The 23,440-nt window shown below is 37.1% G+C and carries 18 protein-coding genes and 1 riboswitch; of the genes, 4 read left to right on the top strand and 14 right to left on the bottom strand.

What is annotated here, in order from left to right; translation table 11 throughout:
- Positions 1-25: 25 nt before the first annotated feature.
- The 3 genes from cysS to folE form a co-directional block, all read right to left on the bottom strand.
- A complete protein-coding gene (gene cysS, locus ACGHIN_RS07070; protein ID WP_390452096.1) occupies positions 26-1,492 on the bottom strand; it encodes a cysteine--tRNA ligase in 1,467 nt (488 codons plus the stop codon).
- A 122-nt stretch (positions 1,493-1,614) separates the two neighbouring features.
- Positions 1,615-2,046, bottom strand: coding sequence for a DinB family protein (locus ACGHIN_RS07065; protein ID WP_390452095.1), 432 nt, complete (start codon positions 2,044-2,046; stop codon positions 1,615-1,617).
- A gap of 12 nt (positions 2,047-2,058) precedes the next feature.
- Positions 2,059-2,724 carry a GTP cyclohydrolase I FolE gene (folE, locus tag ACGHIN_RS07060; RefSeq protein ID WP_390452093.1) on the bottom strand — a complete coding sequence of 222 codons (666 nt, stop codon included), beginning with the start codon at positions 2,722-2,724 and terminating at the stop codon, positions 2,059-2,061.
- A 97-nt stretch (positions 2,725-2,821) separates the two neighbouring features.
- Here folE and ACGHIN_RS07055 point away from each other — a divergent pair, with 97 nt between their 5' ends.
- Both ACGHIN_RS07055 and ACGHIN_RS07050 read left to right on the top strand, forming a co-directional pair.
- On the top strand, positions 2,822-3,976 hold the full coding sequence (locus ACGHIN_RS07055) for a hypothetical protein (protein WP_390452092.1): 1,155 nt from the start codon (positions 2,822-2,824) through the stop codon (positions 3,974-3,976).
- Positions 3,977-4,045: 69 nt separating this feature from the next.
- On the top strand, positions 4,046-4,729 hold the full coding sequence (locus ACGHIN_RS07050) for a hypothetical protein (RefSeq protein WP_390452090.1): 684 nt from the start codon (positions 4,046-4,048) through the stop codon (positions 4,727-4,729).
- A gap of 35 nt (positions 4,730-4,764) precedes the next feature.
- Here the strand turns inward: ACGHIN_RS07050 and metF are convergent, their stop codons facing one another.
- The 7 genes from metF to ACGHIN_RS07015 form a co-directional block, all read right to left on the bottom strand.
- The gene (gene metF, locus ACGHIN_RS07045) at positions 4,765-5,724 is read right to left on the bottom strand and encodes a methylenetetrahydrofolate reductase [NAD(P)H] (RefSeq protein WP_390452088.1); all 960 of its coding nucleotides are present in this window, start codon (positions 5,722-5,724) and stop codon (positions 4,765-4,767) included.
- A gap of 26 nt (positions 5,725-5,750) precedes the next feature.
- Complete coding sequence (gene metH / locus ACGHIN_RS07040) at positions 5,751-8,408, bottom strand: methionine synthase (protein WP_390452086.1); 2,658 nt, start codon at positions 8,406-8,408, stop codon at positions 5,751-5,753.
- 8 nt (positions 8,409-8,416) lie between these two features.
- Positions 8,417-9,508, bottom strand: a complete 1,092-nt coding sequence (locus ACGHIN_RS07035; RefSeq protein WP_390452085.1) for a fatty acid desaturase family protein — start codon at positions 9,506-9,508, stop codon at positions 8,417-8,419.
- An 82-nt stretch (positions 9,509-9,590) separates the two neighbouring features.
- A complete protein-coding gene (locus ACGHIN_RS07030; protein WP_390452083.1) occupies positions 9,591-10,601 on the bottom strand; it encodes a homocysteine S-methyltransferase family protein in 1,011 nt (336 codons plus the stop codon).
- A gap of 29 nt (positions 10,602-10,630) precedes the next feature.
- Entirely contained in the window at positions 10,631-11,794 is a 1,164-nt protein-coding gene (locus ACGHIN_RS07025; RefSeq protein ID WP_390452082.1) for an O-succinylhomoserine sulfhydrylase, read from the bottom strand.
- 122 nt (positions 11,795-11,916) lie between these two features.
- A complete protein-coding gene (locus ACGHIN_RS07020) occupies positions 11,917-13,455 on the bottom strand; it encodes an ACT domain-containing protein (protein WP_390452080.1) in 1,539 nt (512 codons plus the stop codon).
- A 1-nt stretch (position 13,456) separates the two neighbouring features.
- Positions 13,457-14,395 (bottom strand): alpha/beta fold hydrolase, encoded by a 939-nt coding sequence (locus tag ACGHIN_RS07015; RefSeq protein ID WP_390452078.1) that lies wholly within the window; start codon positions 14,393-14,395, stop codon positions 13,457-13,459.
- A gap of 61 nt (positions 14,396-14,456) precedes the next feature.
- Positions 14,457-14,564, bottom strand: a riboswitch (SAM riboswitch).
- 187 nt (positions 14,565-14,751) lie between these two features.
- Between ACGHIN_RS07015 and ACGHIN_RS07010 the strand changes: the two genes are divergently transcribed.
- On the top strand, positions 14,752-17,367 hold the full coding sequence (locus ACGHIN_RS07010; RefSeq protein WP_390452076.1) for an MGH1-like glycoside hydrolase domain-containing protein: 2,616 nt from the start codon (positions 14,752-14,754) through the stop codon (positions 17,365-17,367).
- A gap of 167 nt (positions 17,368-17,534) precedes the next feature.
- Entirely contained in the window at positions 17,535-19,205 is a 1,671-nt protein-coding gene (locus ACGHIN_RS07005; RefSeq protein ID WP_390452074.1) for a T9SS type A sorting domain-containing protein, read from the top strand.
- 57 nt (positions 19,206-19,262) lie between these two features.
- Here the strand turns inward: ACGHIN_RS07005 and ACGHIN_RS07000 are convergent, their stop codons facing one another.
- The 4 genes from ACGHIN_RS07000 to ACGHIN_RS06985 form a co-directional block, all read right to left on the bottom strand.
- Positions 19,263-19,685, bottom strand: a complete 423-nt coding sequence (locus ACGHIN_RS07000; protein WP_390452073.1) for an OsmC family protein — start codon at positions 19,683-19,685, stop codon at positions 19,263-19,265.
- A 38-nt stretch (positions 19,686-19,723) separates the two neighbouring features.
- Positions 19,724-21,046, bottom strand: a complete 1,323-nt coding sequence (locus ACGHIN_RS06995; RefSeq protein ID WP_390452071.1) for a DUF58 domain-containing protein — start codon at positions 21,044-21,046, stop codon at positions 19,724-19,726.
- Between the two features lie 92 nt (positions 21,047-21,138).
- Positions 21,139-22,173, bottom strand: coding sequence for an AAA family ATPase (locus ACGHIN_RS06990; protein WP_390452069.1), 1,035 nt, complete (start codon positions 22,171-22,173; stop codon positions 21,139-21,141).
- Between the two features lie 107 nt (positions 22,174-22,280).
- Complete coding sequence (locus ACGHIN_RS06985) at positions 22,281-23,438, bottom strand: DUF4350 domain-containing protein (RefSeq protein ID WP_390452067.1); 1,158 nt, start codon at positions 23,436-23,438, stop codon at positions 22,281-22,283.
- Positions 23,439-23,440: the final 2 nt, after the last annotated feature.

The raw sequence follows: 23,440 nt of genomic DNA, 5'->3' as shown, positions 1-23,440 counted from the left end.
CAAATATGTAGTTACAACTTCCTGGTTAATTTAAAACGTAGGTTGTACCATCTCTTCCGTCTTTTAATTCAATTCCTTCTGCAAGAAGCTTATCTCTGATCTGATCCGACAGTTCAAAGTTTTTGGACTTTCTTGCCTGGTTTCTTAATTCAATTAAAACTTTTAAGGTCTGGTCTAACTTTTCATTATTATTTTCCTCGATGGTTTGCAGTCCTAAAACATCAAAGATAAAAGCGTTCAATGTAGATTTCAAATCTTCCAGATCTTTTGCGGAAATGGTTTCCTTCCCGTCATTCAAAGCAAAAATGAATTTTACGGCTTCAAATAAATGAGCGATAAGAATCGGCGAATTGAAATCATCCTTTAACGCTTCATAACATTTGTTTTTCCATTCTTCAAGGTTAAATCCGGATTCTTTACTATCATCAGGAGTAATGGAATTCAATACTTTTATCGCTTCCATTAATCTGATAAATCCTTTTTCACTCGCAATCATTGCATCGTTGGAAATATCCAATACACTTCTGTAATGAGCCTGAAGGAAGCAGAATCGTACAATTGACGGGTGGAACGGTTTTTCAAAAAAATCATTTTCGCCGGTTACCAACTGCATCGGCAGAATATAATTTCCTGTTGATTTACTCATACGCTGGCTGTTCATCGTCAACATATTCGCATGCATCCAGTAATTCACCGGTGCTGTATCATTGCAGGCTTTTCCTTGTGCGATCTCACATTCATGATGTGGGAATTTCAAATCCATTCCTCCTCCGTGAATGTCAAAGTTCTCACCCAGATATTTTGTACTCATTGCAGTACATTCCAAATGCCATCCAGGGAAGCCTTCTCCCCAAGGAGAATTCCATCTCATAATGTGAGCCGGAGAAGCTTTTTTCCATAAGGCGAAATCCTGTGGGTTTTTCTTTTCACCCTGACCGTCCAAATCACGGGTATTAGCGAAAAGCTCTTCTATATTTCGTTTTGAAAGTTCTCCGTAATTCAGTCCTCTTTTGTTGTATTCAAGAACATCAAAGTATACAGAACCATTGCTTTCGTAAGCAAATCCTCTTTCAATTAATTTTTGAGTTAATTCAATCTGTTCTACAATATGACCTGTTGCGGTAGGTTCAATATTCGGAGGTAACAGATTGAACATTTCCAGAACTTTATGAAAGTCTACCGTATATTTTTGTACGATTTCCATAGGCTCCAGCTTTTCCAGACGGGTTTGCTTTACGAATCTGTCGTTTTCTACATTTCCGTCATCTGTAAGGTGACCCGCGTCTGTAATATTTCTTACATATCTCACTTTGTACCCCAAATGCATTAAAGTACGATAGATAAAGTCGAAAGAAAGAAAGGTTCTCACATTTCCCAAATGTACATTGCTGTAAACAGTAGGCCCGCAAACATACATTCCGACATTTCCTTCTAAAATGGGTTTGAATATTTCTTTTTCTGCTGTAAGCGAATTATATATTTTTAGTTGCATTGATTTTAAATTAAAAGATGTAATGATTAAAAGATTCAAAAATCGGGTATACGAATTCTACTCACAACATATAATGGTGATGAAGAAGATCTTATTTGAAACTTTTTTAAATGTAATCATTATTAAATTGCTTTTAAATGATATTGAAGGTGGTCTATATAATCCTGAATAATATATTCTAACGTAAATCTCTGAATATCTGTTTTGGTAGTATCACACATTCTTTCCAAAGCCTCATCCGGAATATTTTCAACGGTATGAACAATCTGCAGATTCAAAAATTTCCAGAGATTAATAATATCTGAAGTGGGAACGTTCTGATAATTCTGAGCTTTCACCCAAAAATCCTGATCGTACACTATATTTTCATTTTCCTTGTACTGGGTAATTACAAATCTTCTGATATTGGTGAGTGCACTATCGCAAAGGTGACCTAGAATTTCTTTCTTCGACCATTTTTCAGCTGAGATTTTATATGACCAATCTTCTTCAGAAATCGTTTCAAATCTCTGAAGTTCTGTAAGGACGATATTTTTAAGAATCTGGTAATTCATTCGGCGTTCAATTTAATCAAATTTTGCATGACTTCCTACATAATGCAGGAATTCCTGTCTTGTAATCGGGTTGGTTCTGAAAATACCGCTTAATTCTGCCGTTATGGTAGAGCTCGCCGTATCCTTAATTCCTCTGCAATTGACGCACAAATGTTTCGCATCAATAATGCATGCCACATCTTTAGTTCCTAACGCTTCTTTAAGCGCATCCACAATCTGCATCGTCAATCTTTCCTGAACCTGTGGTCGTTTTGCGTAATAATCTACAATCCTGTTAATTTTCGAAAGTCCAATAACTTCTCCGTTCGAGATGTAGGCAACATGAGCCTTCCCTATGATCGGTAAAAAATGATGTTCACAGAAAGAATATACTGTAATATCCTTTTCCACCAGCATTTGGCGGTATTTATATTTATTAGAGAATGTTGAAATTCCGGGTTTATTTTCCGGAAGAAGTCCTCCGAAAATTTCATTCACATACATTTTCGCCACCCGTTTCGGAGAATCTTTTAAAGAGTCATCCGTCATATCCATTCCTAAGGTATACATGATTTCTCCAAAAAGCTCTGTAATCTTTTCTATTTTTTCTTCTGGCGATTTATCAAAAGCATCTTCACGTATAGGTGTATGTTCTTTTCCTGTGAAAATATCATCGTCGTTATCAGTAAAATCAACCATTTTTATTTAATTTGCAGCAAAAATACGGAAATATCCGTTCTTGTATTTTAATTTGAGCTAAAAACATTATCTTTCACCTTTCCATTTGTGTAAAACTATGATTATTGTTGAAGAAGTACAAAGTGAACACCAAAAAAAGGAATTTCTAGAATTCCCATCCCGGCTTTATCAACATGACAAAAACTATATCAGACCTTTAAATAAGGATCTAGAAACGATTTTCAATCCCACCAAAAATAAGTTCTTCAAAAACGGAGAATGCCAGAGATTCCTGTTTAAAAACAAAAAAAATGAGACTGTAGGAAAAGTTGCTGTTTTTGTCAACAGGCTCTATACACAGAAGCAGCCCACAGGAGGAATAGGCTTTTTTGATTGCATCAATGATCAGGAAACGGCTAATTTTATTTTTGATCATTGCAAGCAATGGTTAATGGAAAGAGGAATGGAAGCCATGGATGGACCGATTAATTTCGGAGAAAGAGATAAATTCTGGGGACTGCTCATTGAAGGATTTATAGAACCTTTATATGGAATGAACTATAATTTCCCCTATTATGTGGACCTTTTTGAAAATTACGGTTTCAAAATTTATTTTGAGCAGCTTTGTTTTACAAGGCCGGTTTTCGGGGAAGTATCCCGTGTTTTTACCCTAATGCACCAAAAACATAAAAGAAATCCCGCAATTTCTGCTCTCCCTATGAAAAAAAATAATCTTGAAAAGTTTGCCAAAGACTTTACCGAGATTTACAATAAAGCCTGGGCTGCCCATGGAGAAGGAAAACAAATGGAGGAAAGCAAAGTCCTGAAGATGTTCAAAACGATGAAACCCATCATTAATGAACACATTTCCTGGTTTATTTACGAAAATAACAAACCTATTGCCATGTGGATGAATCTCCCTGACCTGAACCAATGGTTTAAGTATTTAAATGGTAAATTCGGGCCATTTGAAAAACTTAAATTTCTATGGTATAAAAAATTCAGGAAGAATGAAAAAATGGTTGGTCTCGTTTTCGGAGTCGTCCCGGAATGGCAAAAAAAAGGAATTGACGGATATATGATCTGGGAGGGAACACAGCATTTGAGAAAACACACGGATTTTACGGTCACCGAGCTTCAATGGATCGGCGACTTTAACCCTAAAATGATTAAAATTGCAGAAAATCTTGATACCACCGTAACAAGAAAATTGGCGACTTACAGGTATTTGTTTGACAGAAATAAAGACTTTGAAAGACATCCTATTTTATAATGAAAGTCTAATTCTTAATTAAATAAATTATTATATTTGAACAATATATTTTTAATTTAAAAACTTACAATGAAAAAAATAGTTACTAGTATTTTTGTGGTAACGTCTTTTGCTTTGCATGCTCAGAACGGACCACTTCTTACTAAAAATGATATTGCTGACGGAAGTACATTTTCTAATAGAATCAGATCTGAAAATTCGGGTGGAACTTTAACCTATGATGATGTTATCGGTTCCCCCTATCTGAATAAAATGTTTTTGGACGCAAAAGTTGCTGAAAACTATGATAAGATTTATGTGAGATATAATAGCTATGCTGATCAAATAGAATTTGAAAGAGAAGGAAAAACATTAGTTCTTCCGAAAGAATCGAAATTTTCCAGAATAGAAATTTTATCACCTAAACAGACTATTGTTTTATTAGAGACTAATGATGAATTCAGCGGATATTTTTTTGAAATAGTGGCAGGCAGCAAATATTCTCTTTATAAAAAAGTTAAAACGAAGTTTGTGGATGCAGTTCCGGCAAACAGTTCTTACACAAGCGATAAACCTGCTAATTTCAAATTGCTTGATCCTATTTATTATATTAAGACAAATAATGGTTTCATTAAAAAACCTAGAAACCAAAAAGAGCTTATTGCTCAGTTGCCGGAGATGAAAGATTCTTTAACGGAATTCTTTAAATCCAATAAAATAAAGTTTGATAAAGAGGAAGACTTAATCAAATTAGTTAAGTTCTTAAATCAATAAAAACAAAGCCTTGTAAAATTACAAGGCTTTGTTTTTTAAAATAATTCTCCGGCCACTTTTTTAATATTATCACTTTTCCCCATGGAATAAAAATGTAATACAGGGACCTTGAAATCAAGGAGCTCTTTGCATTGGGTAATCGCCCATTCTATCCCTATCTCTTTTACCGCTTCATTATTTTTAGCTTTTTCCACTTCATTAATCAGTTCTTCAGGTAAATCGATTTTGAAAACCTGTGGCAGGAGCTTTAAGTGTTTTTTGGTAGCAATCGGTTTAATTCCTGGAATAATAGGAATTGTAATACCCATCTCTCTGGCTTTTTCTACGAATTCAATAAATTTCTTATTGTCAAAAAACATTTGTGTGACAATATAATCTGCTCCTGCATCTACTTTCTCTTTCAGCCATTTCAAATCGTAATTCATGGAAGGTGCTTCTATATGTTTTTCAGGATATCCGGCAACTCCAATACAGAATTTATTGTGCTCATCACAGACCTGGTCCTCATCATGAAGATATTTTCCTCGCCCCAGATTATTGATCTGATGGACTAAATCCATCGCACTAGCATGGCCTCCCGGAGTAGGTTCGAAATATTGATGTCCTTTCATGGCGTCCCCTCTTAAAGCCATTACATTATCAATCCCCAAATACATACAGTCTACTAAAAGGTATTCGGTTTCTTCTTTGGTAAAACCTCCACAAAGCAGGTGCGGAACCGTATCTACATTATATTTATGCTGAATGGCAGCACAGATCCCTAAAGTTCCTGGCCGCATTCTCGTGATACGGCGCTCCATCAAACCGTTTCCTTTATCTATATAAATGTATTCTTCTCTGGAAGTGGTAACATCAATGAAAGGAGGCTTGAATTCCATGAGCGGGTCGATATTCCGGTACAGATCTTCAATCCCGATTCCCTTTTGTGGCGGAACTACTTCTAAAGAAAACAAAGTTTTTCCATTGGCCTTTTTTATATGTTCAGTTATCTTCATTGTATATTTAATCCTGTTTATTTTTGTTATGCTAAATTAGGCGATAACCATTTTTTAGCTTCTTCAATGCTGCATCCTCTTCTTTGTGCATAATCTACCAATTGATCTTCCGTGATTTTTCCAAGCCCGAAATATTTAGCGTGCGGACTCCCGAAATAATACCCGGAAACAGAAGCGGTTGGAAACATCGCTAAGCTCTCCGTGAGGAAAACACCTGTATTTTCTTCCACTTTCAATAGATCCCAAATGGTTTTTTTTTCTAAATGATCAGGACAAGCAGGATATCCCGGAGCCGGACGGATCCCTTTATATTTCTCTGCGATCAGCTCTTCATTGCTTAAATTTTCCTGGTTGGCGTATCCCCAATATTCCGTTCTCACTTTTTTATGTAAAAATTCGGCATAGGCTTCCGCAAATCTGTCCGCAAGAGCTTTAACCATAATCGCATTGTAATCATCGTTCGCTTTTTCATATTCTTCAGCTAGTTCATCCGTACCAAAACCTGTGGTTACACAGAAAGCTCCCACGTAATCTGTTTTTCCTGAGCTTTGAGGGGCAATAAAATCGCTTAAAGCCAGATAGTCTTTTCCTTTCGAGCGTTGAGCCTGCTGCCTTAATGTTAAAAATTTAGCTTTTTGCTGGTTATTTTCATCGAAGATCAGAATATCATCCGAGTCATTGGAATTGGCCTTAAAAATTCCGAAAATAGCTTTTGCCGTTAATAATTTTTCGTCTAAGATCCTTTTTAAAATAACCTGTGCATCTTTGAAAAGTTCTTTTGCCTGAGCTCCCACAACCTCATCTTCCAGAATATTCGGATATTTCCCGTGCAGATCCCAGCTTCTGAAAAACGGGGACCAGTCGATGAAAGGTAATAATTCCCTCAAATCCTGATTTTCAATAATGGTAACTCCTAATTGATTGGGTTCAAAGATTTCTTCATTTTCCCAGTCAATTTTAAATTTATCTTTTCTTGCCTCTTCAATAGCAATATAATCTTTATCCACCTGCCTGTTCAGAAACTTTTCCCTGAAATCAGAATAGTCGTTCTTTACATCTTCAACATATTCTTTATTTCTATCCCCTAACAATGAGCTAACCACATTTACTGCTCTGGATGCATCATTTACATGAACTACCGCATTTTTATATTTCAAATCGATTTTCACGGCGGTATGAGCTTTTGATGTTGTTGCACCGCCTATCAATAGAGGAAAATCAAGATTTTGTCTTTCTAATTCCGACGCGATGTACACCATTTCATCAAGACTTGGCGTGATCAAACCGCTCAAACCGATAACATCTACTTTTTCTTCGATGGCAGTCTGGATGATTTTTTCCGCAGGAACCATTACTCCAAGATCAACAATTTCATAATTATTACATCCTAAAACAACGCTTACAATATTTTTACCAATATCGTGAACATCACCTTTTACTGTAGCCATTAAAACTTTCCCGTTGGCTGGTTTTGAACCATCTTTTTCGGCTTCAATGAATGGCTGTAAATAAGCAACGGCCTTTTTCATCACTCTCGCCGATTTTACCACCTGTGGCAGGAACATTTTTCCGCTTCCGAATAAATCTCCTACAACGCCCATTCCGGTCATCAGATTCACTTCAATTACATGTAAGGGTTTTTCTGCCTGTTGTCTGGCTTCTTCAACATCTTCTTCAATGAAGCGATCAATGCCTTTTACCAACGCATGTGTGATTCTTTCCTGTAACGGGTGGTTTCTCCATTCTAAATCTTCAACCTTTTCTTTCTTGACGGATTTATGTTTCTCGGAATAATCTAAGAGTCTTTCTGTAGCATCTTCTCTTCTGTCAAGAATAACATCTTCCACAAGCTCAAGAAGCTCCTTATTAATTTCATCATACACCTCCAACATGGCGGGGTTTACAATCCCCATATTCATTCCCGCCTGAATGGCATGATAAAGAAATACCGAGTGCATTGCTTCCCTCACCGTATCATTTCCGCGGAAAGAAAATGAAACATTACTTACCCCACCACTTACTGATGCATAAGGAAGATTTTGGCGAACCCATCTTGTAGCTTCGATAAAATCAACGGCATTTCTTCTATGCTCATCCATTCCCGTTGCAACGGGGAAAATATTTAAATCGAAAATGATATCTTCTGCAGGAAATTTCAGTTGATTGACTAAAATGTCATAAGATCGTTTTGAAATTTCAATTCTACGGTCATAAGTATCGGCCTGTCCGACTTCATCGAAAGCCATAACGATCACAGCTGCCCCATATCTTTTAATGGCTTTTGCCTGTTTGATGAATTCTTCTTCTCCACCTTTCAAACTGATGGAATTCACTACACATTTTCCCTGCACTACCTGCAATCCTGCTTCCAGAATTTCCCATTTGGAAGAATCGACCATGATAGGAATTCTTGCGATATCCGGTTCTGAAGCAATTAAGTTCAGGAATTTGATCATGGAAGCTTTTCCATCAATTAAACCGTCATCAAAATTAACATCGAGAATTTGCGCTCCGCCTTCTACCTGATGACGGGCAATATCTAATGCTTCGGAAAATTTTTCTTCTTTGATTAATCTTAAAAATTTTTTGGAACCGGCCACATTGGTCCTTTCACCAACGTTAATGAAATTACTTTCCGGTGTTATGATAAGAGGCTCAAGCCCCGATAATCTTAAATATCTCATTCAGTTTTTTATTCTTCTAAAATATAATAGGCATTGTTTGCATTTTGCTTCAGCAAATCCACATGTTTGCCTAAAGCCGTTAAAATGGGGAATCTTTTATAAGCCAGATGGTGTTCTTTTGCAAATTTTTCGATCTCATCGGTAATTTCGTTATAGTACAGATAGCTGTAATTCGGGAATAAATGATGGGCTACGTGAAAGTTGAAATTTCCCAGCACATTTCTCACGAACCAATTATTTTCCGTCAGATCGTTCGTTACTTCAAACTGGTGATGAAGCCAGCTGAAAGGCAGTCCGTTTTTCTCATCCAGTTTAGGAAAGGCATTATCCGGAAGCGGATGTAATGGCAATAAAACAAATAATGCGAAAATACTTGCCGCAATCACTTGTAAAAACCAAGCTCCTAACGCCAATCCTAGAGACACTTTAAAAAACAGGACCGGAACTGCAATCTGGTAAAAGAAATAAAATAATTTATAGCTTACCATTTTCACTTTTTCAATAACCGGGATCGATCCCTGAGTTTTTAAGATCACTCTGTTATTATCAAAAAAGTCCCTGAAATCTCTGATAAACATCCAATTGAATAAATAAAGCGGATATACCAGAAAGAAAAATTTATGCTGATACTTTTGAATTCCTTTGGCTTTGATCCATGGAATGATTAACAATAATCCGCTCTGTTCAATGTCGGTATCCCATCCATCCACATTAGGGTACGCATGATGGCTTGCAATATGTCTTTTTTTCCAGATGTAGGAATTAGCTCCCACAAAATCGAAAATCTGCAATACCAAACCGTTCAGTTTTTTGCTTTTGTAAATATTATTATGGGCAGCTTCATGAATGAGATTCAAATAAATCAAAACCAATGAGATCCCCATTAGCACAAAGCTCACAATATACATCCATGGTTTATCGGCATTAAAAATGGCGAAGAAATATAAACCAAAATAGATCAAAGGCAGAATGATTGCTTTGATCTGAATATAAATATCCCTGTTCTCAGGAATTGCTTCTACTCTTTGGTTCACCTTCTTTCTTAGTTCATTAAACAATTTTGCATCATCTGAATCTTTTAAGTAACTCGGCTTTTCCATTATATTAAATTTTGTGGTTTATTTAAAGATAATACTTATAACCTTGTCCCCATAGCTGTTTTAATTAAAAAAATCTATCAAATCAGACAAATTCCTTCAATTTCCTAGGCTGATACTGTTTCACCAGATCTGCAATCGCTTTGATATGATCCGGTGTCGTTCCGCAACAACCGCCAATAATATTGATCAATCCTTTTTCTACATACTCTTTAATCTGTTCTGCCATGAATTCTGGTGTTTCATCATATTTACCGAAAGCATTAGGTAAACCGGCATTCGGATACGCTGAAACATAAAACTCTGAGTTATGAGCTAATGTTTCAAGGTACGGCGTCAACTGGTTTGCTCCCAGTGCACAGTTGAACCCAACACTTAAAAGGTTCAAATGGGAAATAGAAATCAGAAATGCTTCCGCAGTCTGCCCGCTCAACGTTCTTCCTGAAGCATCCGTGATCGTTCCTGAAACCATGATCGGAATTTTGATCCCCCTTTCATCCTGAATTTCATCAATAGCAAACAAAGCTGCTTTTGCATTCAAAGTATCGAAAATAGTTTCGACCAACAGAATATCTGATCCGCCATCCAAAAGTGCTTCCGCCTGCTGCTTATAGGCAATTCTCAATTCATCGAAAGTAATGGCGCGGTAACCGGGATCATTTACATCGGGACTTAAACTTGCTGTTTTGTTGGTAGGGCCGATAGATCCCGCAACAAATCTTGGCTGATTGGGATTTTTAGCGGTGAATTCATCACAGACTTTTCGGGCTATCTTTGCAGATTCATAGTTGAGTTCATATACCAAATCTTCCATGTGATAATCTGCCATTGCAATGGTAGTTCCGGAAAACGTATTGGTTTCAAGAATGTCTGCACCCGCTTCCAGATATTTTCTGTGAACTTCTTCAATCGCCTGAGGCTGGGTTAACGAAAGCAGGTCATTATTTCCTTTTACGGGATGCTCCCAATCTTTAAAACGTTCTCCGCGATAATCTTCCTCTTCAAACTTATAGCGTTGAAGCATGGTTCCCATTGCTCCGTCCAGAACCAGGATCCTTTCATTAAGCGCTTTATAAAGTGATTCTATATTTTTCATTTTTCTATTTACTTTTTTATTTCGAACCGCTATGCTTCAAGAGCTTGTTTTAAATCTGCAATGATGTCATCTATATTTTCCAGACCGGCTGAACAACGAACCAAACCTGCTGTAATTCCCACTTCATTTCTTTCCTCCTCTGTTAATTTGGAATGCGTTGTTGAAGCAGGGTGTGTTACAATTGTTCTTGTATCTCCTAAGTTGGCGGACAGAGAACACATTTTGATGTGATCTAAAAACTTTCTTCCGCCTTCAATTCCGCCCTTGATTTCAAATGCCACAATATTTCCGCCTAATTTCATCTGTTTTTTAGCGATTTCGTAGCTCGGATGAGATTTCAGGAACGGATATTTTACAAATTCCACATTGGGATGGCTCTCCAGAAACTCGGCAACCTTTACTGCATTCTCGCAATGCTTTTCAACACGTATAGCCAATGTTTCCAAACTTTTTGATAAAACCCACGCATTAAAAGGTGACATTGCCGGACCTGTATTTCTTGCAAAAAGATAGATTTCCCTTATCAGATCGGCCTTTCCTACTGCCACACCTCCTAAAACACGCCCTTGTCCGTCAATCAGCTTCGTTGCGGAATGTACAACAATATCTGCACCATACTTAATCGGCTGCTGAAGATAAGGTGTTGCAAAACAGTTATCTACAATGAATATCAGATTATATTTCTTCGCAATCTGTCCGAAAAATTCAAGGTCCAAAATTTCAATGGCCGGATTGGTTGGTGTTTCCAGATATAAGATTTTAGTATTCGGCTGGATATATTGTTCTACTTTTTCTGCATCTTCCGCTTTGAAATAGGTAGTTTCTATATTCCATTTCGGAAAGTATTTGGTGAATAATGTGTGAGTAGATCCGAAAACCGACTGACAGCTTACAATATGATCTCCTGCATTCAATAGGGTGGCGAAAGTTGAATAAATGGCGGCCATTCCCGTTGCAAAAGCATATCCTGCTTCCGCACCTTCCATTTTTGCAATCTTGTCGGTGAACTCGGTCACATTAGGATTGGAAAAACGGCTGTACAAATTCTTAGATTTTTCTTCTGCAAAACTCGCTCTCATATCTTCCGCATCCTGAAAAATAAAACTGGAGGTAAGATACAATGGTGTAGAGTGCTCATCAAACTGGCTTCTTTCAGTTTGTGTTCTTATTGCAAATGTTTCGAAATTTTCCATATAGTTTTAATTAATTTAACAATGTATCAATCTAACAGTTTAATAATGAGATTCTTCGCTCTGCTCAGAATGACAAATTCATTGCTACATTTCTACATTCTTAAATTGTTATATTATTCATATTATTTGGTTTCACTTACTCTTAAAATATCCCCGAAAACTCCTCTTGCAGTTACCTGAGCTCCTGCTCCCGCTCCCATAATAACGATCGGGTTTTCTCCGTAACTTTCCGTATAGATCTCAAAAATAGAGTCTGATCCTTTTAATTGTCCCAAAGCGGAACTTGCAGGAACGGAGATCAGTTTTACATCAAGCTCTCCTTTGTCTTTTTGCAGATCGCCATGCAAATCTCCAACGTATCTCAATACATGACCTTCTTCTTGGCTTTCCTTGATCCTCTGATATTCTTCATCAAGCTCATCCAGTCGGGAAAGGAACTCCTGTTTAGATACAGAAAGCAGGCTTTCAGGGACAAGATTTTGGATGTTGATATCATCAAATTCATTGATCAAATCTAATTCTCTTGCCAGAATCAACAGCTTTCTTGCCACGTCATTTCCTGACAGATCTTCTCTTGGGTCCGGTTCCGTATAGCCTTTTTCCAACGCTTCGTTGATGATGGTTGAAAACTTATCGTCTCTCAATGAAAAATTATTAAAGACATAGCTCAATGTTCCTGAAAATACTCCTTTGATTCTGGTAATATTTTCACCGGAAAGGTGTAATAATTTAATGGTATCGATTAAAGGTAAACCTGCTCCTACATTGGTTTCGTATAAATAGCGCCTGTTGTTTTTGTTCAACGTATATCTTAGTTTACGGTATTCATCAATAGGTAAAGTGTTGAAGATTTTATTGGAAGAAACCAGGTCAAATCCGTTTTCAGCTAAAGTGTGATAGTTTTTAACAAAATCTTTGCTTGCCGTATTATCAACCACGATCAGGTTTTCCAATTGGTTTTCCTTGGAAAAATTAATAAGGGTTTCAACGCTTGAAGGGTTTTCTGCAACCAAAACCTCATCGCTCCAATTATTGTCAAAACCTTTTTTATTGAAGGCAATTTTTCTGGAATTGGCTACAGCAACCACTTTTAGATCTATTTTTTTACGTCTCTTGATCTCATCCGAGGATTCCAGTACCTGATCGATCAGGGTTTTCCCAACATTTCCGTGTCCGATAATTGCCAGATGAACGGTTTTAGGCTTTTTGAAAATCTCAGATTCAATGATATTTTTTGCTTTCTCATCCTGCGAAGACGTCACTACGATATTAACTCTGTTTTCGCTTGCAATCTGGTTTAAAAGCAATGGAAAAACATTGTTTCTGGCCAGTTCAACAAGTACTTTATTATAATCCTCGGAAACAAAGCCCAGTACAGAAACATTATTGATGCTGTAAATCTGGGAAACTTTTCCGGATTTTCTTTCGGCTTCAAATTCTTCAATCAGGCAGCTTACCGCATTTTCGGCATCATTTTCCTGAACAAGGATAGAAATTCCATTTTCAATAGCCTGCTGTGAGATAACCCCTACACTAATTCTTGCCAGTGTAAGTGCTTTAAAAATTCGTCCGTCCACTCCTATTTCTCCAAGGAAATCTTCGCCTTCGAACTTGATGATTGATCTGTTTTTTAAGAATCTTATTTCGTTAGCATTTTTCATTCTACAAAATATTTTTTATGATATTATTTAATTGTTCGTATTCCATTAAGAAGGCATCGTGCCCATGTATTGATTGGATCTCGTGATAGAAAACATTTTCTCTTTTTTCTTTCAGCTTTTCGAAACACATTCGAATTTCCGAAGCAGGAAAGAATAAGTCTGAATCTACAGAGATCAAATGCATTCGTGCCTTTATTTTCTCCAGCATTTTTTCTTCCGTATTAATGTTCATCAGCAGATGGTTCATCAATTTATATGCATTTAAACTAAATCTTTCGTTTAAAGCATTTCCATGGTATATCAACCAGTCTTCTGATTTCAGGCGCTTCTTATCCTGAATATATTGAGTTTGAAATCTATCGTTTAAAGATTGCGGGGTTCTGTAACACAGCATCGCATGGATTCTTGCCTTCTGTAAAGGCTCATCATGACTGTTCAGCAAAAATTTTTGAACAAGACATTGAGCATGAAGCCAGTCGTGCGTTTTAAAATCGCATGCGATCGGAATAAAAATCTCAGCTAATTGTGGACGTTTAGCCAACATCTCCCAACCGATCCCGCCTCCGAGAGAACCTCCTATAATGGCATGTAAATTTTGTATGTTTAGAGTTTCAAGTCCCTTTAAAAAGATATTTGCAATATCCGAAGGAGTGAAGTTTTCATATTCATCAATTAAAAAATCATCATAACCGTTTCCGGGAATATTGAAACACAGAACGGTGTATTTGTTGGTATCGATAACATGATTTTCCCCGATCAGCTGCTTCCACCAGCCTTTCTCTCCGGAAACATTCGAATTTCCGGTTAATGCGTGGTTTATCAAAACGATGGGTGCTGTAAACAGGTCTTTCCCAAAAAGCTGATAGCTTAATGAGATATAATGTTCCCTTCGGGAATTGGTTTGATACGAAAAATGAATATAGGTTAGTTCTGTTTTCAATTCTATTATATTTTATAACACAATTGAAAATGCCATGAGAAATGGCTGAAAGAACTTCAGTAAGTTATCTGTCCAAAATAATTTTGGTAGAACGTAGCACCTTCTTTACTTGCGCAAAGGGTTGCTAAGGTTTCACAGGGTCTATTCCCTCAACCTTTCTTGATAACATTTTCAATATTTGAATGAACGATGGTGCAAAGATAGTTTTTTTCTTTTAAATATTTAAGAAAATTTAATTTATTCTATAAAAACCCCATAAACAAAAGATTTTCAAGGCTATGTTAAGAATTGTTCAGCGATCGAAAATTGGAATTATTTCTCAAAAAAGCTACCTTCGTACTAGAAAATGATGAGATATGATTGCTGAAAAACAAAGACTACAAGATATAAACTGGAAAAACTGGGGACCCTATGTAAGCAACAGGCAATGGGGAAATGTTCGTGAAGATTACAGCCCGAACGGGAATGCATGGGGATATGCGAACCACGACAATGCTGAAAGTTACACATACAGATGGGGAGAGGAAGGTATTGCCGGGATTTCGGATACGAAACAACTTTTGTGTTTTGCTCTTTCTTTCTGGAATAAAAAGGATAAGATCGTTAAGGAACGTTTTTTCGGGTTGAGTAATCCTCAGGGAAATCATGGGGAAGATATTAAAGAACTTTTCTATTATCTGGACAACACGCCTACTCATAGCTATATGAAAATGGTATACAAATATCCCATCAATGCATTTCCTTATGAGGATCTTGTTGCGGAAAACGGAAGACGGAGCAAAAGAGAACCTGAATATGAAATTTTCGACACGGGAATTTTCGACAACGACGAATACTTTGATATTTTTATTGAATACTGCAAAGCAGATGCTGATGATATTTTAGTGAGAGTCAGTATCCATAACAGAAGCCAAAAGGAAGCTCCAATTGTGGTTGCTCCCACGCTATGGTTCAGAAACAACTGGAAATGGGGTTATAATACATATCAACCTTTTTTAAATGCTTCTCGTGAAGATTGCATTGACATTAATCATGATAGTATTTCCATCAAAAAGCTGTATTCGAGAAACACCAATGCCAGAAGTGTGTTTTGTGATAATGAAACAAATAATCCCAAACTGCACGGAACCTTGTATTTCGGGAACACCTATTATAAGGATGGAATTAATGATCATATTGTATACGGAAGTAATACGATAAACCCTGAAAGAAGAGGAACCAAGGCTTCTTTTTTAATTGATGAAACCATTGAAGGCGGACAATTCAAAACATTTGAATTCAGATTATCGCCTCAGGATACAGATGAACCATTCGACCAGTTTGATGAAATTTTCAATGCGAGAATAGCTGAAGCCAATGAATTTTATCAGGAGGTTCAGCATGATGTAACGGATGACGATGAAAGAAATGTGCAAAGACAGGCTTTTGCCGGATTACTCTGGAATAAACAGTTTTATCACTATAATGTAGGAAAATGGCTGAAAGGTGACCCGAATTTTGAAGCGCCGAGAAATTTCAATGAGTACGTAAGAAATACGGAATGGAACCATATGCATAACAAGGACATTATTTCCATGCCGGATAAGTGGGAATATCCCTGGTACGCAACATGGGATCTGGCGTTCCACTGTGTACCATTTGCTATTATTGATGCGGAATTTGCGAAAGGACAGCTTCTTTTGCTAACGAAGGAATGGTATATGCATCCGAACGGACAGCTTCCTGCTTATGAATGGAACCTGAGTGACGTTAATCCTCCTGTTCACGCATGGTCCTGCTTCAGGGTTTTCAAAATTGATGAAAAGCATAACGGAAAACCGGATCTATTATTCCTTGAAAAGGTTTTTCAAAAGCTGCTTCTTAATTTCACCTGGTGGGTGAACCGAAAGGATAAAAACGGTAAGAATATTTTCGGGGGAGGTTTCCTCGGATTGGATAATATCGGTGCTTTTGACCGGAATATGATCCTGAAAGACGGACAGCATCTCGAACAGGCGGATGGAACAAGCTGGATGGCAATGTATGCTTTGAATATGATGAGAATTTCCATGGAGCTTGCCCAATATTATCAGGTGTATGAGGATATGGCAATCAAGTTCTTCGAACATTATCTTTACATTGCTGAAGCGATGGAGAATTTAGGGGAAGGAACAAAAGGCTTATGGAATGAGGAGGATGGCTTCTTCTATGATGTTCTTCAGCTTGGAAACGGCGACAGTGTTTCTTTACGATTAAGGAGTATTGTTGGATTAATCCCGATGTTTGCGGTTGAAATTATTGATCACCATTTATTGGAAAAGATGCCTAATTTCAGGGAAAGAATGGATTGGGTATTGAAGAATAAGCCTGAATTAACAAAATTAGTCTCTCATTGGGAAGAAGAAGGACAGGGAAGAAAGCACTTGATGAGTATTTTACGTAAAACAAGACTTACCAAAGTATTGAAAAGAATGCTTGATGAAAATGAGTTTCTGAGTTCTTACGGAATTCGCGCAATGTCCAAAGTATATGAAGAAAACCCGTTTATTTTTTCTGTTCACGGCAATGAAAATGCGGTGTATTATACGCCTGCGGAAAGTGACAGCAGGATGTTCGGTGGTAACAGTAACTGGAGAGGACCTATCTGGTTCCCTATCAATTTCCTGATTGTTGAAAGTTTACAGCGCTTCCACTTTTATTACGGCAACAGTATGAAAGTGGAGTTTCCAACGGGAAGCGGAGAGAAGAAGAACCTGGATGAAGTAGCCCAAAATATCAGCAACAGGCTTTGTTCTATTTTCTTAAAGGATGAAAACGGAGAAAGGGCATTCAATGGTGGAAACGGAAAGTTCAATTATGACGAGTATTTCAAGGATTATATTACTTTTTATGAATATTTCCATGGAGATAACGGACGGGGTGTGGGAGCCTCGCATCAGACAGGATGGACAGCTACTGTAGCCAAGCTAATGAAACCGAGAATGACATTATAATTAAAGCCTCTTCAAAAAAGAGGCTTTTCGTTTACCTTTATTACAATAATACAATCACTATAATTAACATTATTTTATTAATATTTGATAAAAATGATCGAATAGTATTGAATTTCTTTCAATGCATTATATAAATTGGTCCGATAAACTAATTTTACTGTATGATTATGAAACAAAAACTATTACCTACTTTATGCCTGGTTTTATCAGGCTTATTTACAAACCAAATCAGCGCCCAGGAGTTTCAGCCGATCCCTATTTCAAGCGGGTATTCAGCTGATGTAATTGCTAATGGTGTCGGATCATCCAGCACATCTACCAATAATGATGTTGATGGTGTAAGTTACGCCTTTGTTTCTAAGGATTTCCAGCTGACGACTACCAGCCCAGCACTTTCTTATGGCTTACCTGTCAATGGAATTATTGCTTCAGCAGTAGCTTCTACTTCAGGATTGAATTATCAGCTGGCCTCTTATAGTGGCAATAACTCATTAAGATTGCTGAACACTAATGATAACGGAACGCTTGTGTTTACTACGCCTACTGCTGCTTTAAATTTATACATGCTGGCAACAGGGGGAAGCGGAGCATGTACTGTGGATATAGATGTTAATTTCCTGGATAATACCTCCCAGACCTTTACAGGAATCAGTATTTCCGACTGGTATGGAGGAAGCAATTATGCGATCCAGGGAATTGGAAGAATCAATATTACTAATGATGGTTTGGAATCGGGAGGCGGAACTAATCCCAGATTATATCAAATTCCTTTAGCAATCAGCACCAGCAATCAATCTAAACCTATTAAAAGTGTAACGGTAACCAAAACGGGTACCGGTGGAATTCCAAATATTTTTGCATTTTCTGCAGATGTATATTCTTCGTGCCCGGCTCCTACCAATATCACTTACACTTCCAATGTAGATGGCGCAACATTGAACTGGACTGCTCCTGCCACTGCTCCTTCTGCAGGTTATGATTATTATTACAATGCTTCTCCTACTCCTCCTACCGCAACCACCACCCCTACCGGAAACGTTTCCGGAACTACTGTGACAATCGGTGGTCTACCTACAGGGCAGTCATATTATTTCTGGGTAAGATCAAACTGCGGTTCTTCACAAGGTTTCTGGAAAATGAAAGAATTCACAACGGGACAAGTTTCTGCTACATATACTTCTGGAGATATCAATACCATGTACAGCAGTGGAGCTCCTGATGTAACGTCTACAACGAATTGCCCGGCAACTCTTTCCATAAATGTTCCCGCAGGATATAAAATAAAATCAACAACGGTTTCTTATAATATGAGCACTGTAGCGGACGGATGGATGTCTGAGCAAAACAGCTTACTGATCTGCTCTACTTCCGGTACCAGTGAAAACGCTGTTTCTACAGGCTCCGGAAATACCAGTGGAACTTATTCCTATAACAGATCCGGGCTTACTATTGCCAATACATTATCCGGAACTGTAAATTTTGAATTAAGAGCCTGGAGAACTTACGGAGGCTCTGGCTGTAGTGCGGATTACAACAAGGTAGATAATAATACATGGAAGGTAACTGTGACGCTGGAACCATTAGCCTTGGCTGTTAACGAAGTAAGCAAAGAGAAGGAGAGATTGGCTTATCCAAATCCGTTCCATGAAGCCATCAATATCGAAAACTCCGGCAGTGTAAAACGTATTTCCATTACTGATTTCTCAGGCATCACTGTAAAAACGGTTGATAATCCTACTTCACAGCTTCACCTTGGAGATATCAAATCCGGAATATACATTCTGACTCTGATTCTGAAAGATGGTTCTATGAAGAGCACAAAAATTATTAAAAGATAAACAATATGTAACCATAAAAAAGCCGGATAAATTATCCGGCTTTTTTAGTATTTTATTTTAATCAACTTTTTCTCCGTTTACAAAAACTTCGTAGCCGATCTCTACAGTAGGTTCCAACGTTTTGGAAACCGAACAATATTTTTCAAATGAGAGCTGGGCAGCTTTCAATGCTTTTTTAGGATCTATAGTCCCTTCCAAAAGAAATTTAACGTTAACAGATTTAAATGGTTTGGCATCCTCTACAGGAATTCTTTCCCCTTCTACCTCCGCTTTAAAATCTGTAATTTCCTGTCTCTGCTTTTTTAAAATAGAAACAACGTCTATTCCGCTGCATCCGGCTACTGCCATCAAAACACTTTCCATTGGTGATACTCCCTTTGCTCCGGGTTGTGAAGTGTTATCCAGAAGAATGGAATTTCCCTGGGAATTGGTGCATTCAAATAAAAAATCGTCGTTGATTCTGTTAAGTGTTATTTTCATTGTTGCTTGTTGCTTGTTGCTTGTTGCTTGTTGCAAAATTATAAAATTCCCCTTGCTTTTATCTCTAAATATTTATTGATAACATCGATATTTAAATTTTCCGGAAGCGTATACACAGTATAAATTCCATATTTACGGAGTTCCTGAATGATGAGTTTCTTTTCGAATTCAAATTTCTCTGCGATGATCTCATCATAGATTTCCTGCATACTTTCCGGATTTTTATGAATCAGCGTATGGAGTTCTGCATTTTTGAAAAACACCACGACCAATAAATGGTTTTTGGCAATTCCACGCAGGTATTTCAACTGACGGTTTAATCCGTCCAGTGTCTCAAAATTGGTAAAAAGTAAAATTAAACTTCTTTGATTGATCGAATATTTCACATCCTGATACAAGCGATTAAAATCACTTTCAAAGAAATTGGTTTTGATATTATAAAGAGCTTCTGAAATTTTCTTCAGCTGTCCTGATTTATTTTCAGCCGCAATTTTATTTTCCGTTTTTTTCGAAAAAGTCATCATTCCTGCTCTATCACCTTTTTTCAAAATAATATGAGATAAAGCCATGGTGGCATTGATCGAATAATCGAGAAGGCTTAACCCGTTAAAAGGCATTTTCATGGTTCGTCCCGTGTCAATAAGCATAAAAATGCGCTGGGATCTTTCATCCTGGAACTGATTGACCATTAGACGATTCACTTTCGAAGTTGCTTTCCAGTTGATCGTTCTGATATCATCTCCGGGAACATAATCCTTGATTTGCTCAAATTCCATGGTATGTCCAAGCTTTCTTATTTTTTTAATCCCACCCAATAAAAATTCGCTTTGAAGCGCCATTAGTTCGTATTTTCTGAGATGAATAAAAGACGGATAAGAAGGCAATATGATGTCTTTCTGGAAATTAAATCTCTTCGAAACAAGCCCTATAGGTGATGATACATAGAGATTCAGGCTTCCAAAATGATATTCGCCTCTTTCTTTAGGCTCCAAAATATATTGAAAATAACTGTTCCTCCCAGGTTCAATATGTTTTTTTATAAAAAAATCTCTTTTCTGAAACTGGAAAGGGATTTCATCCATGACTTTCACATCAATGGTAAATTGATAATTGTTTTTGATGTCTATTTTCACCGGATTTTCATCTCCATTGGATAATTTTTCAGGCAAGATTCTTTGTGCTAATATTCCATCTTTTTGGTTAAAAACCAATAGGTAATCTACCATTGTTGCCAGAAAAGCAAGCAACAGAATACCATGAGCCACCCACATCAGAAACGGAAAGAAAAATGCAAAAACATACAAGATCCCTACTCCGATGAGCGTGAAGAAAAAGCGGTTATTAATGTATAGGTTTTTCATTCTTTAAAGGTTGCAGATTTTAGGGGTCAGGTTGCAGCAGGCCACGTAAAGGTAACTATGTGCTACCTAACTACTTACTACTACCTGTTTATCTATCTTGGTATTTCTATTCCTTCTAAAATCTGGCGTATAATTTCATCGGCTGTTAAGCCTTCCATTTCCCTTTCCGGCGAAACGATTACCCTGTGTCTCAACACGGCATAGCTCGCTTCTTTAATATCTTCAGGTGTTACAAAATCTCTTCCTCTTAATGCCGCAAAAGCTTTTGAGGCTGTTAATAATGCTAAGCTTGCTCTTGGAGATGCTCCCAAGTACAAGAACTGGTTTTCTCTGGTATTGATAATAATCTTAGCAATATATTCCATCAGTTGAGACTCAACAATGATTTCTTTAACGAGATGTTGATAATTTTTCAGCTGCTGAGCTGTGACCACACGGTTCACTACTTCTGTTTTATCTTCTACCTTGCTTTCATGTTGATTTTTAATGATCGCTATTTCCTGTTCAAGATTAGGATAGCTGACATTGATCTTAAATAAAAAACGGTCCAGCTGTGCCTCCGGAAGCCTGTAAGTTCCTTCATGCTCAATCGGGTTTTGTGTTGCCACTACCAAAAATGGTTCCTCCATCTGATAGCGGGTACCATCCATGGTGATCTGTCTTTCTTCCATTACCTCAAACAAAGCAGCCTGGGTTTTGGCTGGAGACCGGTTGATCTCATCAATTAAAATAAAATTGGAGAAGATAGGTCCTTTTTTAAATTCAAACTCTGAATTTTTAACACTGAAAACTGAAGTTCCTAAAATATCCGACGGCATCAGATCCGGCGTAAACTGAATCCTGCTGAATCCTACATCAATTGTTTTGGCCAGTAATTTAGCTGTAATGGTTTTGGCAACACCGGGAACTCCTTCAATCAGAACATGCCCGTTCGACAATAAAGCGGCCAAAAGATGTTCCACCATATTTTCCTGTCCTACGATTACTTTGGCAATTTCTGACTTTACTTTTTCCAGGCTTGCCCGAAGTTCAATTAAATCTATTCTGGATTCAAAATCGTTTTCTTTTTTATCAAAAGGTATAGAACTTTGATTTTCTAAATTCTCAAAATTTTCAAGGTTTTCCATCAATTAATAATTTATCAATTTAGTAATATTAAATGTAACAAGATTCTTATTCAGAATGATGATTCATTATCATTCTTTTGCAGATTCATAACAACATTCTTATTCTTTTATTTTAAAATGTCATCCAACAGATGATTCATTCTTATTAGGTCTTCTTTCATAACAGCTGCATACGGATCCTGACCTTTTTTAATCAGATTTACCGCCTCGCTGATCATTTCGACCGGTTTTCCTGTTTTCAGGTGAAGCTTATTGGCAAATTCTTCATTCAGATGCTGAGTATCAATCAGCAGGTCCATTCTTACTTTATTTAAGAAATATTGAGCTTTTTTAGCCATCATATCATGGAAATCCCCTTCCTGGAGATATAAATTCCCAATGCTTTTCACGAAATCTACAGACGTATTCTTCAGCGGTTCAATGACAGGGACAACACGCTGTTTCCTCTTGGCATTAAAAAAAACAAACAGCACCAATCCTCCTAAAAATACCCACCAGGCATATTTTAAAGCCGGTTTTGAGAGGATAAACCTCATAAAAAAGTTTGAAGCTTTAGTATTACTTTCCACAAACCACAATGTTTCCCTGTCCTCAAGATACGAAAAAACATCCTGGGTATATTTTACATTTCCGGTTGTAAGCAGATAGTAATTGGTAAGAAAAAGAGGTTCATTATGTACATATATATTGCCTTTTCCAATTTTTGCTTTAATGAAATTGGCATAAACAACGCTGTCTTTTTCTATTGCTTTCCCAAGGATTTCAACTTCAGGTTTCACAAACTCAAATCCTTTTCCAGAAGGGAATTTATCAAGTCTGATAAAATCGTTCTGATATTTTTTATCTGTCAGTTTTAAAACATTTTGTTCTCCATAGGACACCTGTGCATTAAAAAAGCCTATACTGTCCGAAATGGCTTTGGGGAAATAACTTGTAATCACCATTGCGTCAGAACCTTTGGCCACCTCATTCAGGATTTTATTCCACGATTCTTCATCCATATCACGCTCCACCACTAAAATATTATGCAGGCCTTTCTTATGTTGATTATAATAATCATAAGGGTTCTGATCTATCTTTTTAAGATTGTTTTTAAACAAATATTTTACTTCTTCATTGAAAACAAATAGCCCGAAAGGAGACTTTTCATTGACATCGAAATTTTTCCGCCAATCCACCACCTCTTTCTTGTTAACCTCAAACAATGCCATAATCACCATAATCATGATGAAAATAACAGCATATATTTTGAAATTTTTGTTCATAG

It is taken from the genome of Chryseobacterium barbadense, from assembly GCF_042849955.1.
Taxonomy (GTDB): Bacteria; Bacteroidota; Bacteroidia; order Flavobacteriales; family Weeksellaceae; genus Chryseobacterium.
Note: the sequence above shows the minus strand (reverse complement) of the source record. Positions and strands in the feature narration are given on the sequence as shown.

Bases quoted from the DNA above. Each gene is read 5' to 3' on its own strand.
- ACGHIN_RS07050 (WP_390452090.1), top strand. From the start codon at position 4,046: ATGAAAAAAATAGTTACTAGTATTTTTGTGGTAACGTCTTTTGCTTTG.
- ACGHIN_RS07010 (WP_390452076.1), top strand. From the start codon at position 14,752: ATGATTGCTGAAAAACAAAGACTACAAGATATAAACTGGAAAAACTGG.
- metF (WP_390452088.1), bottom strand. From the start codon at position 5,724: ATGAAGATAACTGAACATATAAAAAAGGCCAATGGAAAAACTTTGTTT.
- ACGHIN_RS07065 (WP_390452095.1), bottom strand. From the start codon at position 2,046: ATGAATTACCAGATTCTTAAAAATATCGTCCTTACAGAACTTCAGAGA.
- cysS (WP_390452096.1), bottom strand. From the start codon at position 1,492: ATGCAACTAAAAATATATAATTCGCTTACAGCAGAAAAAGAAATATTC.
- ACGHIN_RS06990 (WP_390452069.1), bottom strand. From the start codon at position 22,173: ATGGAAAACCTTGAAAATTTTGAGAATTTAGAAAATCAAAGTTCTATA.
- ACGHIN_RS07055 (WP_390452092.1), top strand. From the start codon at position 2,822: ATGATTATTGTTGAAGAAGTACAAAGTGAACACCAAAAAAAGGAATTT.
- ACGHIN_RS07030 (WP_390452083.1), bottom strand. From the start codon at position 10,601: ATGAAAAATATAGAATCACTTTATAAAGCGCTTAATGAAAGGATCCTG.
- ACGHIN_RS07020 (WP_390452080.1), bottom strand. From the start codon at position 13,455: ATGAAAAATGCTAACGAAATAAGATTCTTAAAAAACAGATCAATCATC.
- ACGHIN_RS07000 (WP_390452073.1), bottom strand. From the start codon at position 19,685: ATGAAAATAACACTTAACAGAATCAACGACGATTTTTTATTTGAATGC.
- ACGHIN_RS06985 (WP_390452067.1), bottom strand. From the start codon at position 23,438: ATGAACAAAAATTTCAAAATATATGCTGTTATTTTCATCATGATTATG.
- ACGHIN_RS07005 (WP_390452074.1), top strand. From the start codon at position 17,535: ATGAAACAAAAACTATTACCTACTTTATGCCTGGTTTTATCAGGCTTA.
- folE (WP_390452093.1), bottom strand. From the start codon at position 2,724: ATGGTTGATTTTACTGATAACGACGATGATATTTTCACAGGAAAAGAA.
- ACGHIN_RS07035 (WP_390452085.1), bottom strand. From the start codon at position 9,508: ATGGAAAAGCCGAGTTACTTAAAAGATTCAGATGATGCAAAATTGTTT.
- ACGHIN_RS07025 (WP_390452082.1), bottom strand. From the start codon at position 11,794: ATGGAAAATTTCGAAACATTTGCAATAAGAACACAAACTGAAAGAAGC.
- ACGHIN_RS06995 (WP_390452071.1), bottom strand. From the start codon at position 21,046: ATGAAAAACCTATACATTAATAACCGCTTTTTCTTCACGCTCATCGGA.
- metH (WP_390452086.1), bottom strand. From the start codon at position 8,408: ATGAGATATTTAAGATTATCGGGGCTTGAGCCTCTTATCATAACACCG.